Genomic DNA, 16,906 nt, shown 5'->3' with positions numbered 1-16,906 from the left:
GATGAACAAACCACTCGCCGTCGCAGCCGTCGCTCTCTCCTTGACCGGAGGGCTCGTACTCACCGCGTGCGGCGGGTCCGGGGACTCGGCGAGCGACAAGATCACGGGCGCGCCCACGGCGACTTCGGCGACGGCTTCGCCGTCGAGTTCCCCGACTGCGGGTGCCTTGCCGACGGGCGCGCCGGAGATCAGGCTGCCGGCGGATGTACGGGTGGAGATCGAGGAGCCGGGGGCGGGGGCGGATGAGGCGACGGGTGAGGCGATTAGGGACCTGGAGTACGCGATCAGGGCGTTGCAGGACGGATTCGCTCAGGGAAGCGGCACGGTGCCATCGATGCTGCATGCGTACGGCATGCAGTCTGGCCTTTACTGGTCAAAGCAAATCCAGCAGTACAAGGACGCCGGAAAAGCCATCACAGGCACTGACCGTTATTACAACATCGACATGCGGATCATCGACGGAAAGAGCGCACTCGCTCACTATTGTGAGGATCAGCGCAAGTCGTACAGCAAGGACCTGAAGACGGGGAAGATCAACGTCACCACGCCGAGCGACAAGGACTTCTATCGGTTCACTGTCTCGCTCGGGTTCGATCCTAAGACACGCGTCTGGAAAATCGACCGGCAGAACTGGACGCAGGGAGACAAGTCGTGCATCACCGGTTGAGGAAGGCCAGTTTCACGCTGTGCACCGTTGCTTCGTTCGGCATCGCACTGTTGGCCGGACCGACCGCGGCCTGGGCAGGTAACGGCACGAACGACAATGGCCAGACCACTGACCCCAACGCGCCCTCACCAGATGGCAATCCTCCTGCCAGCAGCGCCAACGGGCAGATCGACGTCCATGTGCAGACCCATACGCATTACGCGGGCGGTACGCCCAGTGGGGGGACCACGCCGCTCAGATCCGTTGACGCGAACTGGGCACCGCCTGGCTGCTGGTTCGAGCCGCGTTTCACCCCGGAGCAGTACCAGACCTACTTCCGGGAAGGGATGAAGGGCTGGTCGACCGGCAAGCAATACGTCGAGCCGCTGCGGGAGAAGCTGGAGGCGGAGAAGTACAACCAGGGCCAGGACGGGTTGTGGTGGCAGGTCACGTACAACCCGAATGTCCCCGCTGGGTACGCGCTTGCGCATTGCCCGCCCTATGGCGACCCCGTTGTGTGGGTCCCGACCGGTGACCCCGCTCCCCCGGCCGGGGTGCCGAGGGCCATTGATCTGAAGGACATCGCGTACTCGCGGACCACGTTGCCGAATCCGCCGGTGGAGCTGAGTCCGGTGGCCGCGAACCAGACGGTGAACCTGGCGACCTATGTCAAGTTCGTGGGGAACTTCGGTCGGGTGTACACGACCGCGGAGATCAACGCGCCCGCGTACGGGATCAATGTGGCGGCGACTGTCGTGGCCGTGCCGGCGGCGCTTCGGATCGAGGCGGGCACCTCGTATGCCGAGCCGCAGGTTTGTACGTATGACTTGTCTGCGGGGCCGGGCGGAAGCTATCAGGTCGACTCGTCGAAGGACGACTGCAATGTGACGTACCGGAAGGCGGGTTCGTACACGCTGCATGCGGAGTTGACGTGGCAGGTCACATGGACGCCGTCGGCGAATCCGGACGGACCGGTGGCTGCGCCGGGACTACCCGATGGGCTGTCATACGCCGACGTACCCGTAACCAGCAGGGAGATCCAGACCGTTGTCAGGTAGTGCGTAGCGACAACGGGAAGTGGGGGGATCGGGGATGACCGATCTCAAGGTGACGGATCAGGTGCTGGCGGACGCCGAACGGCAGCTGGCGGGGTTGCACACCGAGTTCCGGGGGATCTCGGCACACCGGGAGGACCTGCGGCCCGTGTGGGGCTCAGGCGTGGTGGCGGGCGCGATGGACGCATTCGTGGACAACTGGGCCTGGTACCGCAAGAAGCTGGTGGGCCGCATCGAGTCGGTGGGCGCACTGGTGGGTTCGGCGCGGGAGACCTTCCGCGAGACGGACCGGCATCTGGCGAAGAGCGGGTGAGCGGGGTGCGGGCCGCATCCCCGCGGCAGCGCCCCCGCGACTGGCACCCGCTCGCCGACACCGACCCTGTACCCGGCGATCCTGGCGCGATCCTGGACGAGGTTTCCCACATGAAGCGGGTCGCCGCGATGCTGCGGGCGGAGGCGGCGGATCTCAAGGTCATCGGAGAGGGGGAGGGGCTCAAAGGGCGTTACGCGGACGCGCTCCGCGACAGTGCGCGTGAGCTGGGGGCGCGTCTACGGGAGACCGCCGGGCGTTACGAGCGGGTGCACGGTCATCTGGCCGGCTGGGCGCATGAGCTGGAGGGGTTCCAGTCGGAGGCTGACCGCATTCTGCGGACGGCGCGGGCTGAAACGGAGTCCGGGGTCCAGTCCGGGGCGTCCGGCGCGGAGGTTCACGGTGGGGGCGATCCCGGCGGCGACGGTTCGACCGGTGAGTACCGTAAGGCCCTGGCCAGGGTCGAGGCCGCCCGTGACGAACGAGCCGCTGACTACGCCTCCCGCATCCGGCGCGAGATCGACGACACGATCAAGGACAGTTGGTGGGAGCGCCGTAAGAACGACCTCGACGACGCCAAGAGCGCCATCTCCTTCGTCCTCGATGTGATGAGTTGGGTCGCCACCGGAATCGCCATCGCCGCGATCACCCTCACCCCGGCCGGGTGGGTCACGGGTCTCGCCATCTGGCTCGCGGTGGGCGTCCTCGCCGGACACACGCTCCTGGCCGCCGCGGCGGCCGCCTCCTGGGCCGACGTCGCCATGGACATTTTCGGCCTGACGACCATGGGCGTGGGCACCCTCGCCCTCGGCGCGCTGCGGGGCATCCGCACCGCCACGAAACTCGCCGCCGAACTGGCCGCGGAGGAGCGCGCCGCCGCCAACGCGGCGCGGGCGAGTCAGGCCGTACGGGACCGCACGTCCGCTGTCGTCAACCGGCGCGGCGCCACGCGCGCGGCACGGGCCCGGGCGCGCCACGACCGCAACATCGCTCGCGCGGCGACTCGGCGGGCGGGGCGCGAAGCGGCAGCCGAGGAGTCCGCGACCCCGATGGCGGAGGCGTCGCGGTGGGAGGCGGCGACGGTGGGCGGCGACAAGGAGACGGCGAATCTCTTCAAGGACGTGCGGCGGTTGCGGGCGGCGTATCCGGAGAGCGCGGGGGTGAGGCGGGCGAGTGAGGGTGCGGAGGAATACAAGCGGATTTTCCAGAGCGCGTGGACCGTATCCACAGTGGTGGACGTCTGGGACAAGGGCGCCGGCAGCAGCGACATCTTCGCAGGCAAATGGAAGTACGGACCTTACGCGCGTCTCAAGGATCGCTACACGAAGGAAGTGGGTTCGACGTGGTGACGGCTGTTCGTGTGGTGCTCCGTCTGGAGCTGATGTGATCTTTCCCAGCGATCTGACCGACGACCCGTTGCTCGCGCGCAGTGACAAATGTATTCGATGGGGAGCTGCCGTCCCGATGCTGGGCCTGTGCGTGATCGCGGTCACGGCGAGGCTGCTCGACCCTGGCCGCGGGACGTTCGTCAGTGTGATGCTCTTCCTTTCGGCAGTCGGCCAGGTGCTTACCTGGTGGGGCATGCACGGTGTGCGGCGCAGCCGCGGGTGGGATTCGGGCGTGCTCTTCTACATCTGGGTCGGCGGGTTCCTGGACGCGATGGCGATTGCGTCCACGGCGGTCCTTTCGCTGGCACCAATCCCCCTCCTCGCCCCCCTCGTCGCCACCTTCGCGAGGTGGCGCCTGCACCGGGAGAGCCGCCGCGTCGGGGCACCCCGGTGAGCGTAGTCGCACCGCCCACCGGTTACAGCGTGGTGCTGCCGCCCGGCTGGGTGCGGATTCCGTTGCGGGGTGGGACGTGGGAAGCGCTGGACGAGAAGGTGTTCAGGGGTATCGAGGAGATTCCGGAGGGGGTGCCGAGGGAGAAGGGGATGGCCTTTCGGCTGGCGGTGCGGCGGAGGATCGGGCGGATGGTGGGGGAGGCACGGAAGGCTGGGGGGCTGGATTTGTACGTGCCGGCGCGGGCGCGCCCCGGAGTGCTGATGGCCGCGTCCTTTCTCGTCTCCGAGCTCGCACGCCCGGAGGGGGAGGCCGCTTCCCCGGAGGTGGTGCTCGGGCGGCTCGCGGGGGACCGCAGGGGCGGGGAGGGCGGCGCATTGCGCGGGGTCGGGGGGACTGTTGCGGTGCGGTGGGAGTACGTGGAGCCGCCGGGGGGCGAGGACGTCGATATGTACGCACGGCATGTCGATTACGTGCTGCCCGTGCCGGGGGACGACGGCCGCTGGCTGGCCGTGAACTTCTCGACGGGGGGCGACGGCGCTCCCGGCAGCGAGTTCACCCGCGCACTCGCGGAACTCTTCGACGCCCTCATGACGACGTTCCGATGGCACGTCGCGGAATGAGCCCGTGTGGTCACGCCCGTCGGCCCACGCCCGTCACAGCGCCTCCCGCAGGGCGACGGCCGCCAGGAGCTCCACCCCCGAGTGGGGCGGCACCGCCCGCGTGCCACCGCAGGGACCGCATTGTGCCACCCAAGCGGCAAGCGCCTCCGGGCCGGCCAACTCCTCGGTGACATCGGGCGTGCCGCGGTGCCGGAGGGTGCGGAGGAAGTCCAGGTCAGAGGCGACCTGAGCCTGGGCGGAAACGGACGGTGGCTGTGCTGCCTTTCATACGGGCCAGCTTCCGGGGGTAACCGGTTTAACCGGTACCTGCCAGGGCACCGCTTTACTTGGTGCCGGGCTGTCCGGCAGCGCGCACACCGCCCGCCTGCAGCTACGTGGGCCGCTGGTCGTCCCACTCAACCGCTCAGCGCACTCGTGTCAGCGCACACCTCGCCGCGCCCCGCCACCGCGACTCCCTGTGAGGCACCGATGCCCCAGCACGCCGACCTCGCGAACTCCCGGGACACCCCCGGCGAGGCCGTTCCGACCGCCGAGACCGGCACGGTCGCCGAACCCGCCGTCACCGGTCCGCCGCGCCGCCTCATCGTGCTCCTCGCCGTCTCCTGCGGCCTGACCGTCGCCAACCTCTACTACGCCCAGCCGCTGCTCAGCGAGCTACGCCACGCCTTCGGCATCTCCTCGGCCACCGCCGGCAGCCTGGTCACCGCCACCCAACTCGGTTACGCGCTCGGGCTGCTGCTCCTCGTCCCGCTCGGCGACGTCATCGAGAAACGCCGGCTTGTCACCGTCATGCTCTCCCTGACCATCGGCTCCCTGGTTCTGTCCGGCCTCGCGCCGGGCTTTCCCGTGCTGCTGATCGCTTCCCTCCTCGCCGGCACGACGCTGGTCGTCTCGCAGATACTTCTGCCGTTCGCCGCCGATCTCGCGCCCGACGAGAGCCGCGGCCAGGTGGTCGGCCAGGTGATGAGCGGCCTGCTGACGGGCATCCTGCTCTCCCGGACGTTCGGCAGCGTGCTGGCCGGCGCGACGAACTGGCGGGTCGTCTACCTGACCTCGGCCGGGCTGATGGCCGTCCTGACTCTGGTACTGCGCTCCGCCCTGCCGCGCCGCGCGCCCGCCGGAGACGCCACCGCGCTGTCGTACGGCGGGCTGCTGCGCTCGACCGCCCGCCTGATGAGGAAGCACCCGGCGCTACGCCGCAGGACGTTGTACCAGGCGGCGATGTTCGGTGCGTTCTCCGTCTTCTGGACGACCATCTCCTTCGTGCTGACCGAGCCGCCCTTCCACTACAGCCAGTGGCAGGTCGGCCTCTTCGCTCTCGCCGCAGCCGGGGGTGTCCTGGTGGCGCCCGTCGCGGGGCGATGGGCGGACCGGGGACTGGTGCGGCCCATGACCGCCGTCGCCTTGGCCGCCGCCGCGCTCGCCTTCGCCATCGCGGGAGTGGGCCGCCAGAGCATCATCGCCCTCGGCGCCGCCGCCGTGGTGCTCGACATGGCCACCCAGGCCACCCTCGTCCTCGGCCAGCAGGTGATCTACCAGCTCGACGGGCAGGCCAGGGCCCGGCTCAACAGTGCCTTCATGGCCACCTTCTTCGTCGGTGGCGCGGCGGGCTCCCAAGTGGGGTCGTACGCCTACCACGCCGGCGGCTGGACCGCGGCCAGCCTCTTCGGTGCCGCCCTCCCCGCCCTGGCCCTGGTCGGCTGGCTCACCGAACTGCGCCCGCGCAAGAACCGGCCGACCCCATGAACCCGGAGAAGGGCACTGTCACGGGCGGCCCGGTGACGGCCGTCCCGGAGACCCACCCGGCGGCCTTCACACCTTCGCGACGACCGCCAGGATCTCCGGCAGCCGGTCCAGCAGTCGGGGCGCGGTGAACCGCAACGCCCCGGCAGCCACCGCGACCCCGTACACCACACCGGTCGGCAGCACCGTCCACAGCAGTCCGTGGTGGTCGCTGGGGTGGAGCGAGACGGAGAGTGTCAGCACCGGCAGACAGAGCGCGGCGCCGCTCAGCGTGCCACCGAAGACGTTCGCGGCGACGAGGGCGCTCTGCCCGGGCGCCGCGTTGCCGAAGGGGTTGTCCTGCGCAACGGCGTAAGGGAAGCGGACGCCGGCGAAACTGCCGGTGGCTATCAGCGCCCCGAGGAAGGCGAACGTGAGGCCCAGCGTCTCCGGCAGGGCGGACATCCGGTCCAGCAGCACGGCCGCGCCGATGGTGACCGCGGTGACGTACGGCACGGCGATCAACGCCAGCGTCAGGGCCCGGCCGCGCAGTTCGAGCGCCGCGTCCCGGCGGGTGCCGATCGTCGCGGAGACGGTCCAGAAGGCGGAACCGTCGATGCCGAACTGGTTGTACATCTGCATGCCGAGCAGTCACGCCGCCCACAGGCACTCGTAGACGGTGCCGCCTTCCACCACCGTGGCGAGCGGCAGCAGTAGCCCGACCACCAGACCCGCCGTCCATGACGCCCTCGAACGCGGGTCGCGCCACAGGTAACGGAACTGGAGCTCCATCACCGTGCCGGTACGTCCCGCGACGAGCCGGCGCGGGTGACCACTGACAGTGACCGGGGATCTGAGCGGGCCCTGAGGATCGAGGGCAGGGGCAAGGCCTCGAAACGGGGTCGGCGAACCCCCTGAACCAGGGTCGGGAAGCCCGGGATCGGCGCCTCGCAGCGCGCCGGCCGGGTGTCAGCGCCCCCGCGCCCCCGCTGCCTGCCGCCCGCACGCGTACGCCAGTGGTCTGAGCACCTCCTCGATGTCGGGCAGCCAGCGGTTGAGCGCGGTCGGCCGCCGGGCCCACTGGGCGACGCCTCCGCCACCCATCCGGGTCGGCGGCGCGGCCACCCAGTCGCCTTCGCCGCGGGCCACCAGATCGAGTGCGCCGGACGGCCGGCCGAGCACGCTCGGCAGATCGGCCACCTTGGCGGCGGCGCCGGGCAGCACGAGGAAGGCCAGTCGGCGGGCAGGAGTGGAGATGACCGGGCCGAGCGGCAGGTCCATCCGCTCCATACGGGCCAGCGCGTGGAAGCCGGCGCTCTCGGGCACGTCGATCACGTCGAACGTGCGTCCCGTGGGCAGCAGCACCGAGGCCCGCGGCTGACGCTGCCACATCCGGCGTACCGCCGCCGCGCTGCCGCTGACCTGAGCGGCCCAGTCGGGCCTGGTGGGGTGTGCGCCGGGGGCAGAGCAGGCGCCGGAGGCGCACGAGCAGCGCGGCGCGCCCCCTTCGTCCACCTCCAGCCAGCAGCCGGCGAGCACATCCCAGTGCCGTTCCTCCACGTATCGGACCGCTGTGTCGAGTAGTTGCTCGCCGGCGAGCCGGGACAGGGCTGCGATGCTGTCTTCCACGGGCTGCACAACTCCCGCTGTCACCCGGGGTTACGGGGCGAGGCCGCGGGTCATTGTCGGCGCAGGATGCACGGGCGGGGGCGCTTATGGGCACTGGCTCCGTACCCGGGCAGCCCTTGGAGAGTCGGGCACCACCTTTACGGGTGAATTGCCGTTTAGCTGGCGTTTCTTGTGTGCCGAGTGGGAAGGACGACCTCGAGGACGACGAGGGGGGGACACGATGGCCGCACGACCACTTGTGGCGCGGCAGCCGAACGAGAGGCTGCAGTCACTCATCCAGGAGGCCGGCTGCTCCAACGCGGGGCTCGCCCGCCGGGTCAACATCTGCGGGGCGGAGCACGGACTTGACCTGCGGTACGACAAGACGTCCGTGGCCCGCTGGCTGCGTGGCCAGCAACCGCGCGGCCGGGCACCGGCCGTCATCGCGGAGGCAATCGGCCGCAAACTCGGCCGCTCGGTGTCCATCGACGAGATCGGCATGGCGAACGGCAAAAACCTCGCGACGGGCATCGGACTGCACTTCGCGCCGACCGTCCTCGGCGCGATCGAGCAGCTCTGCGAGTTGTGGCGCAGTGACGTCAGCCGCCGCGACTTCGTCACCGGGTCCACCGTGGCCGCCTCCGGTCTCGTCGAGCCCAGCCGGGACTGGCTGATCACCCGGCCCGACCACGCGGTGGCGCGCAACGGCGGTGCAAGGGTGGGGATATCCGACGTCGAGGCGGTCAAGGCGACCACCCGGGCGCTCACCGAGCTCGACCACCGCTTCGGAAGCGGCCACGTCAGACCGGTCGTCGTGCACTACCTCAACAGCGTGGTCTCCGGAATGCTCGTCGGCAGTTACCGCGAGCAAGTGGGCCGCGAACTGTTCGCCGCAGTCGCGCGGTTGACCGAACTCGCCGGGTACATGGCGGTCGACACCGGCCAACCGGGCCTGGCCCAGCGCTACTACATCCAGGCACTGCGGCTGGCCCAGGCGGCAGGCGACCGCGCCTACGGGGGGTACGTCCTCGCCGCCGGGATGAGCCACCTCGCCGCCTCGTTGGGCAGCCCGCGGGAGATCACCCAACTCGCGCGCGCTGCCCAGGAAGGGGCCCGCGGGCAGGTCACCCCCACCGTCGAGGCGATGTTCTACGCGGCGGAGGCACGCGGCCACGCGCTGCTCGGCGACGCGCGTACGTTCGCAGCCGTGGCCGCCCTCGCGGTCGACGCGATGGGACGGTCGGACCCGGTCCAGGATCCGTCCTGGATCGCCCACTTCGACCAGGCCTACCTCGCCGACGAGCTCGCGCACTGCCACCGTGACCTGGGCCAGGCCGCGCCCGCCGCCTGCCGCGCCGAGGAGGCGCTCGCAGCCCACCCCGCACCGCGCACCCGCCGCCGCGCGATAGATCTGCTGCTGCTCGCCGACGCCCAGGTCCAGCAGCGCGATCTCGAACAGGCCTGCCACACCGGCCTGCAGGCCGTCACCCTCCTCACCGGCCTGCGTTCCCAGCGCGGCACCGAATACCTGGAGGACTTCTGCCGCCGACTGGAGCCGTACGCCGCGGAGCCCGCGGTCCGGGAGTTCGGCGCCAGACTCGAGGAACAGGAGGCGGCCTAGAGGGGAATGGAAGGCCACGGCGCCGGTCGCGCACCGAATCGTTACCGGACCGACACCACGCGCCCACGCGTCCGTCAAAGTGCTGGAGAGACCAGGGAGAAGGGGGTGGCGCGCCGGTACGGGCCGCTCCCGGGCGGCGTGCCGTACGGTTCACTCGTTCGGGTGCGTGGTCGGGGTTCCGATGAACCGGGTAGCGTGGGCGGACGGTTCCGACAGCAGGGTAGAGGCGGGAGTGGGCGGCGATGCACAGCAGCGGACGCGGCGAGGAATCGCCCGAAGCGTACCGGGGCGTCGTACTCCCCTCGGCGCAGGCGCAGCCCGCGCCGCAGTACGGCGACCAGGTGCAGCCCGCCAACGGCACCCCGTGGGGCGCCCCGGAGCCGACACCGGCGTCCTCCGCCCCTCCGCAGCCTGAACCGGCCGACGCGACGCAGATGCTGCCGCCGTACCCGGCCGGGATGCCCGCGCCCGGCGGAGCTTTGCCCGGTCCCGTACCCGCCATCGGTCCCGTACCCGTCGATCCCGCGCCGGTCGCGGACGCGACGCAGATGCTGCCGCCCTACCCCGGGTCCAACCCCCTCGCGCCCCCCGCGCCGCAGCAGGCCGCGGCCCCGGGCCCCGTGCCCTCGCTGCCGCCCGTACCGCCGCAGGCGCCGCCCCAGGCCGCGCCCGCCGAGGCCACGCAGGCACTGCCGCTGTCGATCTTCCAGGAGCAGCAGCAGTCCTACGAGTCGCCGTACGACCCGCAGTCGTACGAGCAGCAGCCCTCGTACGAGCAGGCATACCCGCAGCCGCCGTACGGCCAGGAATACGGCGGCTACCAGCAGCAGTCCCAGGAGCCCCAACCGCAGCAGCAGGGGCCGCAGCACGACAGCGACTACGACCACCTGTTCCGCAACGACGTGCCGAGCCCGCCCCCGCTGCGGCAGCGCATCATCCAGCCGCCGTCGCAGCAGCAGGCGGCCCAGGCCCAGCACGGGCAGCCGCCGCACGGCCAGGGCGCGGGCCGGCCGCCGTACGGGCAGCAGGGGTACGACCCGGGGTACGCGTACGGCGAGGACGCCGGCGGTGGCCGGAAGCTGTCGCCCAAGGTGCTGATCGGCATAGTCGTGGCCGGGTGTGTGGTGGCCGGCCTGGTGGTCGGCGGGTTGCTCAACAGCGGTGGCAGCGCCAGCGCGGACAACGCGGGCACCCAGAACACCTCGCCCGCCGCCACGGCCAGCGCGTCCGCGAGCGGCACCGCCACCTCCGGCGTCGACAGCGAGGCCAAGCAGCAGGCGCAGGCGCTCGACGCGCTGCTCAACACCAGTGGAAACAGCCGCAGTTCGGTGGTGAACGCGGTCGAGTCGATCAAGAACTGCACGGACCTGCCAGGCGCCGCCTCCGCGCTGCGCGCCGCCGCCGGCCAGCGGAGTGGCCTGGTCACCCAACTCGGCACGCTGTCGGTGGACAAGCTCCCCGGCCACGCCGACCTGACCGACGCCCTCACCAAGGCATGGCAGGCCTCGGCCGCCGCCGACGGTCACTACGCGAACTGGGCCGACCAGGCCCAGCGCAACCCCAAGGGCTGCAAGGGCGGTCACGCCCGCGGCACCGACGAGACGCAGGCCGGCAACCGGGAGAGCGGCACCGCCACCCAGCAGAAGAAGCGCGCGGTGCGGTTGTGGAACTCCATCGCCGAGCAGTACGGGATGACGAAGCGGCAGTACAGCCAGCTCTGACGACGGGCGCGGGCGGGGAGCCCGCAGCAGCCGGGTCCGCTCGGCGGCAGGGTCGGCCCTGCCCGGCCCCGTTCAGTTCTCGCGTCGCCTGAGCGTCGCGGTCAGGTCGACGAAGCCGGGCCGGGCCTGGACGAGGCGGCCCTGCCGTACCACCTGATAGACCACCTTCGCGTTCACCAACCGGGTGTGGCCCGGGATGCGCAGCGCGTTGGTGTCGGTCCAGCCGAGGGCGGGGGTGAGGCCACCGGTGGACAGGTGAGCTGTGCGGTTCATCGCCTTGCGCACGGTGTCCGCATTGACCGCGACCGTGTCGTCGCCCATCGCGCGTAGCACCTTGGCAAAGACGGTGTACGCGATCCAGGTGGTCTGCACTCCGGGATCGGCGACGTCGATCCTGTCGTCACCGAAGGCGTACTTGTTGATGACCGACTTCATCGCGTTCCACTTGGGGTCGGACGCGGGCGGGTACCAGCCGGTGACATACGCGTTCTCCAGCGGGCTGTGGGCGCCGCCGGTGGAGTCGACCAGCGACTGCTGCACGCTGCCGAGCACGGAGGACAGCCGTACCTTCGGCGCCTCGTTGCCGAGCCGGCGCAGCGAGTCGAAGAAGGTACTGGTGCGGTCGCCGAGCACCGCCGACACGCAGGTGGAGCGCTTGTTGTCGCCGATCGCCCGCCCGGCCACGGTGGTGTACTCCGAGGCGTCGTCCGCGGTAGGCAGATCCCTGGCGGGCTGCCGCCCGCCGTCCGCCAATCCCCGATCGAGGAAGATTGGGAACTGATCGCCAGTGATCGTGTCTGGCCGGACCAGCGTCACATTTTTGCACAGGCTCGACAATTGTCGACCACTTCCGGCCAGCAGTGTGGGCATTCCGCCGTTGACGGGATATGACACCACACTCTGGAACTCGTCCTGCGCGATGCCGTAGCCGCCGATGTACGGGATGCCGGCGGACTCCAGTGCGGTAGTGAAGCTGCTGCCCTTCTGGCTGTACGAGCCGACGACCGCGACCGCGCCGGCGTCGGCGGCCTGCTGGGCGCACTGCGTGACCGCGACCGAGTCGTTGCGCTCGTTGCAGGTGAGCACCTTCAACGGGCGCCCGGCGACGCCGCCCTGATCATTGACGTAGTGCTCGAAAACCTGCGCCATGGCCAGCATTCCCGGCATATTGGTTGATTTCGTATTGATCGGCGCCCAGGTCATGACGACCACGGGGCCCGGGGTCCCCGCCGCGCTCCCCGGAAGCAGCCCGCACCCACTGAGCAGCGCGGACGCGGCCAGCAGCACCGAGGTACCGGCCCGGCGTACGCGCCGTGGTCGGCGCACCCTGCTTTCCTGGTGCCTTGGGCCCGCCCGGCGTGCCCCGCGCGCCTGATCTGCCCTCCGTGTGCGCCTCTCAGCCATGTACCCGGAAGATTCCGTTACGGCCCCAACGTGGGGGTTCACGCAGCGGAACGCCCGGTCACGTTCAGGTGAATTGCGGGTGCCGATGTTCGAGTGCGTACGATCGTGCACCGTGCAAGGTTCGGAGAAAGCTTCCCGTCGTGCCCGCCGCTCCTCCACGATGGGAGGCATGCCGCTCAACGACATGCCCTGGTGGCGCTGGCGCAGTAATGTGCGCTCCGCTCTGCACATGATCGGTGACCCGGTGTTCCAGCGGGAGGTCTGGCAGACCGGCCGCGAGGGATACGGGGACGTCACCGACGCGGTCTACCGCTTGGTCGAGGACACCTGGCTCGACAACTGGTCGGCCGAGAAGTACGTCGGGACGATCTTCCGCGACTCGCAGGAGGCCGCGCTCGTCGACGTGGCCGTGCTGCGCGTGCTGAAGATCCTGCACCAGGTCGGCGCCGACGCGCCCACCACCGCCTACCTGGAGCACCACGGCTGGCCGGAGGCGGTACGGGCGGCGCACGAGGCGCACGTGCGGATGGCCTCGGCCGACGGTGACGATCCGGACGCGCCGCCGCGGTCGCTGGAGGTGCTGGCGATCTACACCCGTTCCGCGTGACGGACATCCATGCCTGAGCGCGGGCGGGTGTGCGAGGCTGGCGCCGTGAACGAACAGCAGCCGCAGCCCGCCGACCCGCAGTACGTCCTCACGTTGTCGTGTCCGGACAAGCAGGGCATCGTGCACGCGGTCTCCAGCTATCTCTTCATGACCGGCTGCAACATCGTGGACAGCCAGCAGTTCGGTGACCAGGACACTGGCCTGTTCTTCATGCGCGTCCACTTCTCCGCCGAGCCGGCGGTGACCGCCGACAAGCTGCGGGCGAGCTTCGCGGCGGTGGCCGGGGCGTATCACATGGAGTGGGCCATCCATCCGCCCGAGGAGCGGATGCGCGTCGTCCTCATGGTCAGCAAGTTCGGCCACTGCCTCAACGACCTGCTCTTCCGTACCAGCATCGGCGCCCTGCCGGTGGAGATCGCGGCGGTCGTCTCCAACCACACGGACTTCCGGGAACTGGTCGGCTCGTACGGAGTGCCGTTCCACCACATCCCGGTCACCAGGGACAGCAAGGCCGAGGCCGAGGCGCGGTTGCTGGAGGTCGTGGAGAAGGAGCGCGTCGAACTGGTCGTCCTCGCCCGCTACATGCAGGTGCTCTCCGACGACCTGTGTACGAAGCTGTCCGGACGGATCATCAACATCCACCACTCCTTCCTGCCGAGCTTCAAGGGCGCGAAGCCGTACCACCAGGCGCACGCCCGGGGCGTGAAACTCATCGGCGCCACCGCGCACTACGTGACCGCCGACCTCGACGAGGGGCCGATCATCGAGCAGGAGGTCGAGCGGGTCGGGCACGAGGTCACGCCGGAACAGCTCGTCGCGGTGGGGCGGGACGTGGAGTGCCAGGCGCTGGCGCGGGCCGTGAAGTGGCACAGCGAGCACCGGGTGCTGCTCAACGGGCGGCGGACCGTGGTCTTCCCATAAGGCGCCGCGGAGGGGGAGACGGCCGTACGGAAGGCGGCCGGCGTTCCGCGCCTTCGCCTCCGGGCGCTTGGACCCCCGGTGTCGACGGTCGGCCGTGCTCGCTCGCTCGTTCCTCGCTCACTGTGCGCGGTTCTCCCTTTCGACACCGGCGCGCCCTTCGGCCCCCAGGTCACTCCGCTCCCGTACGGCAAGCCGCTCAGAGCCGGGACAGCGACGCCGTCGCGAACAGCACATCCCGGATGACGGCACGGTCGCCCCGTTGGCCGGCAGCGGTCCGCTCGGGCTCGATGTGGCCCGCCGCGAGCTGGCAGAACTCCATGCTGTCCATCGCCACGTGGGCCACCATCCCGTCGGCCGAGGCCACCGCGCCGGGCGAGTCGAGCGGCAGGTACCAGCGGCCGCCGCCCTCGCCCTCGATCTCCAGCAACAGGGAACGCCCCGGTGATCCGGCCGTCACCAACCGCGCGGGCGAGGTGGAAAGGCCGGCCCGGCGTCGTTCGGCGAGCGCCTGCGGCAGCATCCGGGCGGCCAGGTCCACCATGCGGTTGAGATCGCGCGGCGCCGGAGGATCGTACGGATAGTCCACCGCCTCCGCGATGTCCCATGCGTGGATCCAGCACTCGAAGGCCCGGTCGATGAAGGCGTCCCGCAGCGGCAGCGAGACCCCGCCGTACTCCACGCCGAGTCCGGCCGCCCCGCCGCCCGCGAAGGAGACGGTACGCACCAGGCTGTGGGTCTGCTCGCGCCACAGCGAGCGCAGCGTGGCACCCGGCAGATGTTTGACCGCCGCCCAGTGCGCCGCGGTCCGCTCCCACGGATCGAGGGGCAACTCGGGCTCTCCGCGGGCCCGGCGGAAGCGTGCCCGGCCCGCCAGTCCCATGCCGAGTCCGGAACGCGGGGCCTGCGTCACCGGGTCCACGCTCGGCGCGGGCAGTCCCAGCGACCGCCCCACCAGGCTGTCCACCGCGGTGAGATGCGCGATGACCTGGCCCACCGTGAAGTGCCGGGCAACCTGGGCGCCCTCGAACCACTGCAGTTCGACCCGCGCCTTCCAGTACCTGTCTCCGAGGTCGCGCAAGAGCGCGTCCAGCCGGGCGGCCTCCGCGTCGTAGGGACCGGCCCACTCGGGCAGCGGAATCCGCGCCGGGCGGCGCCCCAGGCACCCCTCCAGCACGCGGGCACGCAGCAGCGGATCGAGGTCCAGCGACTCCTCCTGATGCAGCAGCCCCACCGCGTCCCGCAGCCGCAGCGCCTCCTCCGCGCACGTGGCGCAGTCCGTGAGGTGCACCTCGACGGCCAGCGCCTCGTCCCGCGAACAGGCCGTCAGCGCCCACGCGCCGAGCAGTGACTTCAGCGTGCCGTGGTCGTACTGCGGCGGAGGCGGAGGCGGAGGCGGAGGCGGAGGCGGGGGCGGGGGTTGCCGGGGCTGCGGGCGTTGGCCCGGCACCGGTTCCGGCGGCCGCGGCCGGTACACCGTGTCGTCCGGCGCGCCGCTCTGACCACGCTGCTTCGGGACGCGCGACACCCCTTCGCCGTCGCCGCCGTCGCGGTGTCCGCCACCGTTACCGAAGGCCGAGCCGCTCATCGCCGGCCCCGCTGACGGCGCGGCCCGAGCGGGCTCTCCGCCTCGTCGGCGGGTTCCATGGCCGTGGACAGCAGCTGCAGGCCGAGCCGCAGCCGGCGGCGAGCCTCGTCCTCGCTCACTCCCAGACCCACCGCCGCGGTGCGATAGTCCATCCGTTCCCGGTAGGCGAGTTCGAGCGCGGCGCGCAGCGGGGCGGGCATGGAGGTGACGATGAAGTCGGCGCGCGCCGCCGTGTTCGCCTCGCGCACCCGGGTCTCCACCTCGGCAGTGTCGGAACGCCCCCGGTTCTGGTGCTGGCGCAGCCGGTGCACCGCCTGGTGCCGGGTGAGCGCCGCCATCCACGACCGCAGCGAACCGTGCTTCGGGTCGTAGGCGTCCGGGTTCTCCCAGATGTAGCCGAACACCTCGCGCGTGACCAGGTCGGCCGCCTCGTCGTCCTCCATCACGCGGTGGGCCAGGCCGTGCACGAGCGAGGCGTAGCGGTCGTAGAGTTCGCCGAGTGCGGCTTCCTCACCGCGCGCCAACCGCTGCTGCATCCTGCGGTCCCAGCGCGGTGATGCGGGTGTCCCCATCGCCGGCCCCTTTGCCTCGTTCCGCCAGTCGGCACCGACCGCGGCCGAGTGCGTCCGGTCCACCCGATCGCGTTCCCCACGACGGTACCGGGCACCCCCGACAACGCACGGTGCTTTGCACCAACCTGCCACCGCCTGTGACCGCTTCTGGCGCTCTGTTATACGGGTGTGATCGGAACATTGCAGAGTTACGACTGAGAACGGGCATAGGGTCGTTGCGATGGCGTCCTTGAAGTCAACGGCAAGGCGAGGTGGGAACCGGTGCTGGTGACCCGGGCCGAGTGGGACGGCTGGGTGGTGGTGACGGTCGCGGGCGAGATGGACCTGATCTCGTCACCGGTGGTCCGGCAGAAAGTGCACGAAGCGGTCGCCGAGGGACGGCGAAGTGTCGTACTCGACCTGGCCGGCGTACGGTTCTGTGACTCCAGCGGGGTGGGCGTGCTGATCGGCGCGCGCCGCCTGATGCGCTCCTGTGCCGGGCGGCTGCGGGTCGTACTTCCCGAGGACGGGCCGCCACGCGGCGGCTCGGGGGGCGCGGAGGCCGGGAATGCGCGCGGGAGTGCGGCGCATGGTGGCGGGGCGCGCGGGGGCGACCGGCAGGGAGGCGGGGCGCACGGGGGCGCGGAGCACGTCAACCGTGTCCTGGCCGCGCTCGGCGTACGCAGGCTGTTCGACGTCTACCCCGATCTGGCCGCGGCCACCGACGACACCGCGCGCCCGTTGTCCGCCTGA

The 16,906-nt window shown here is 70.9% G+C and carries 19 protein-coding genes; 12 read left to right on the top strand and 7 right to left on the bottom strand.

Annotation, left to right across the window (positions count from 1 at the left end; genetic code table 11):
- Position 1: 1 nt before the first annotated feature.
- Genes VIW71_RS22005 through VIW71_RS21980 form a run of 6 tightly spaced genes read left to right on the top strand, consistent with a single transcriptional unit; the run spans position 2 to position 4,413 of the window.
- Entirely contained in the window at positions 2 to 667 is a 666-nt protein-coding gene (locus VIW71_RS22005; RefSeq protein WP_331624198.1) for a hypothetical protein, read from the top strand.
- Positions 652 to 1,704, top strand: coding sequence for a hypothetical protein (locus VIW71_RS22000; RefSeq protein ID WP_331624197.1), 1,053 nt, complete (start codon positions 652 to 654; stop codon positions 1,702 to 1,704). Before VIW71_RS22005 ends, VIW71_RS22000 begins: the two co-directional genes overlap by 16 nt.
- A 34-nt stretch (positions 1,705 to 1,738) precedes the next feature.
- Positions 1,739 to 2,014, top strand: a complete 276-nt coding sequence (locus tag VIW71_RS21995; RefSeq protein ID WP_331624196.1) for a hypothetical protein — start codon at positions 1,739 to 1,741, stop codon at positions 2,012 to 2,014.
- 5 nt (positions 2,015 to 2,019) lie between these two features.
- Positions 2,020 to 3,360, top strand: coding sequence for a hypothetical protein (locus VIW71_RS21990; protein ID WP_331624195.1), 1,341 nt, complete (start codon positions 2,020 to 2,022; stop codon positions 3,358 to 3,360).
- A 34-nt stretch (positions 3,361 to 3,394) separates the two neighbouring features.
- On the top strand, positions 3,395 to 3,793 hold the full coding sequence (locus VIW71_RS21985) for a hypothetical protein (protein WP_331624194.1): 399 nt from the start codon (positions 3,395 to 3,397) through the stop codon (positions 3,791 to 3,793).
- Positions 3,794 to 3,822: 29 nt separating this feature from the next.
- Positions 3,823 to 4,413 (top strand): hypothetical protein, encoded by a 591-nt coding sequence (locus tag VIW71_RS21980; protein ID WP_331624193.1) that lies wholly within the window; start codon positions 3,823 to 3,825, stop codon positions 4,411 to 4,413.
- 33 nt (positions 4,414 to 4,446) lie between these two features.
- On the opposite strand, the gene VIW71_RS26660 is transcribed toward VIW71_RS21980, so the two are convergent.
- A complete protein-coding gene (locus VIW71_RS26660) occupies positions 4,447 to 4,626 on the bottom strand; it encodes an ABATE domain-containing protein (RefSeq protein WP_414720807.1) in 180 nt (59 codons plus the stop codon).
- Between the two features lie 255 nt (positions 4,627 to 4,881).
- Between VIW71_RS26660 and VIW71_RS21975 the strand changes: the two genes are divergently transcribed.
- On the top strand, positions 4,882 to 6,159 hold the full coding sequence (locus tag VIW71_RS21975) for an MFS transporter (RefSeq protein WP_331624192.1): 1,278 nt from the start codon (positions 4,882 to 4,884) through the stop codon (positions 6,157 to 6,159).
- 66 nt (positions 6,160 to 6,225) lie between these two features.
- On the opposite strand, the gene VIW71_RS21970 is transcribed toward VIW71_RS21975, so the two are convergent.
- The 3 genes from VIW71_RS21970 to VIW71_RS21960 all read right to left on the bottom strand — a co-directional run bounded on the left by VIW71_RS21970 (position 6,226) and on the right by VIW71_RS21960 (position 7,764).
- The gene (locus VIW71_RS21970) at positions 6,226 to 6,777 is read right to left on the bottom strand and encodes a hypothetical protein (RefSeq protein WP_331624191.1); all 552 of its coding nucleotides are present in this window, start codon (positions 6,775 to 6,777) and stop codon (positions 6,226 to 6,228) included.
- Between the two features lie 9 nt (positions 6,778 to 6,786).
- Positions 6,787 to 6,927 carry a hypothetical protein gene (locus VIW71_RS21965; RefSeq protein WP_331624190.1) on the bottom strand — a complete coding sequence of 47 codons (141 nt, stop codon included), beginning with the start codon at positions 6,925 to 6,927 and terminating at the stop codon, positions 6,787 to 6,789.
- 177 nt (positions 6,928 to 7,104) lie between these two features.
- Positions 7,105 to 7,764, bottom strand: coding sequence for a bifunctional DNA primase/polymerase (locus VIW71_RS21960; protein WP_331624189.1), 660 nt, complete (start codon positions 7,762 to 7,764; stop codon positions 7,105 to 7,107).
- A 220-nt stretch (positions 7,765 to 7,984) separates the two neighbouring features.
- Between VIW71_RS21960 and VIW71_RS21955 the strand changes: the two genes are divergently transcribed.
- Both VIW71_RS21955 and VIW71_RS21950 read left to right on the top strand, forming a co-directional pair.
- Entirely contained in the window at positions 7,985 to 9,364 is a 1,380-nt protein-coding gene (locus tag VIW71_RS21955) for a transcriptional regulator (protein ID WP_331624188.1), read from the top strand.
- Positions 9,365 to 9,606: 242 nt separating this feature from the next.
- The gene (locus tag VIW71_RS21950) at positions 9,607 to 11,085 is read left to right on the top strand and encodes a hypothetical protein (protein ID WP_331624187.1); all 1,479 of its coding nucleotides are present in this window, start codon (positions 9,607 to 9,609) and stop codon (positions 11,083 to 11,085) included.
- A gap of 72 nt (positions 11,086 to 11,157) precedes the next feature.
- Here VIW71_RS21950 and VIW71_RS21945 read toward each other — a convergent pair whose 3' ends face one another.
- Positions 11,158 to 12,234, bottom strand: a complete 1,077-nt coding sequence (locus tag VIW71_RS21945) for an ABC transporter substrate-binding protein (RefSeq protein ID WP_414720804.1) — start codon at positions 12,232 to 12,234, stop codon at positions 11,158 to 11,160.
- Positions 12,235 to 12,649: 415 nt separating this feature from the next.
- Here VIW71_RS21945 and VIW71_RS21940 point away from each other — a divergent pair, with 415 nt between their 5' ends.
- Both VIW71_RS21940 and purU read left to right on the top strand, forming a co-directional pair.
- The gene (locus VIW71_RS21940) at positions 12,650 to 13,096 is read left to right on the top strand and encodes an SCO4402 family protein (protein ID WP_414720806.1); all 447 of its coding nucleotides are present in this window, start codon (positions 12,650 to 12,652) and stop codon (positions 13,094 to 13,096) included.
- A gap of 9 nt (positions 13,097 to 13,105) precedes the next feature.
- Positions 13,106 to 14,017, top strand: coding sequence for a formyltetrahydrofolate deformylase (gene purU / locus VIW71_RS21935; protein ID WP_331624186.1), 912 nt, complete (start codon positions 13,106 to 13,108; stop codon positions 14,015 to 14,017).
- Positions 14,018 to 14,213: 196 nt separating this feature from the next.
- Here purU and VIW71_RS21930 read toward each other — a convergent pair whose 3' ends face one another.
- Together VIW71_RS21930 and VIW71_RS21925 are read right to left on the bottom strand one after the other, a co-directional pair.
- Positions 14,214 to 15,602, bottom strand: coding sequence for a maleylpyruvate isomerase N-terminal domain-containing protein (locus VIW71_RS21930; protein WP_331624185.1), 1,389 nt, complete (start codon positions 15,600 to 15,602; stop codon positions 14,214 to 14,216).
- Entirely contained in the window at positions 15,599 to 16,174 is a 576-nt protein-coding gene (locus VIW71_RS21925) for a sigma-70 family RNA polymerase sigma factor (RefSeq protein ID WP_331624184.1), read from the bottom strand. The genes VIW71_RS21930 and VIW71_RS21925 overlap by 4 nt, the downstream gene beginning before the upstream one ends.
- Before the next feature lie 267 nt (positions 16,175 to 16,441).
- Between VIW71_RS21925 and VIW71_RS21920 the strand changes: the two genes are divergently transcribed.
- Complete coding sequence (locus VIW71_RS21920) at positions 16,442 to 16,906, top strand: STAS domain-containing protein (RefSeq protein WP_331624209.1); 465 nt, start codon at positions 16,442 to 16,444, stop codon at positions 16,904 to 16,906.

The sequence above is a fragment of the Streptomyces sp. genome (assembly GCF_036524955.1).
Lineage (GTDB): Bacteria > Actinomycetota > Actinomycetes > Streptomycetales > Streptomycetaceae > Actinacidiphila.
Note: the sequence above shows the minus strand (reverse complement) of the source record. Positions and strands in the feature narration are given on the sequence as shown.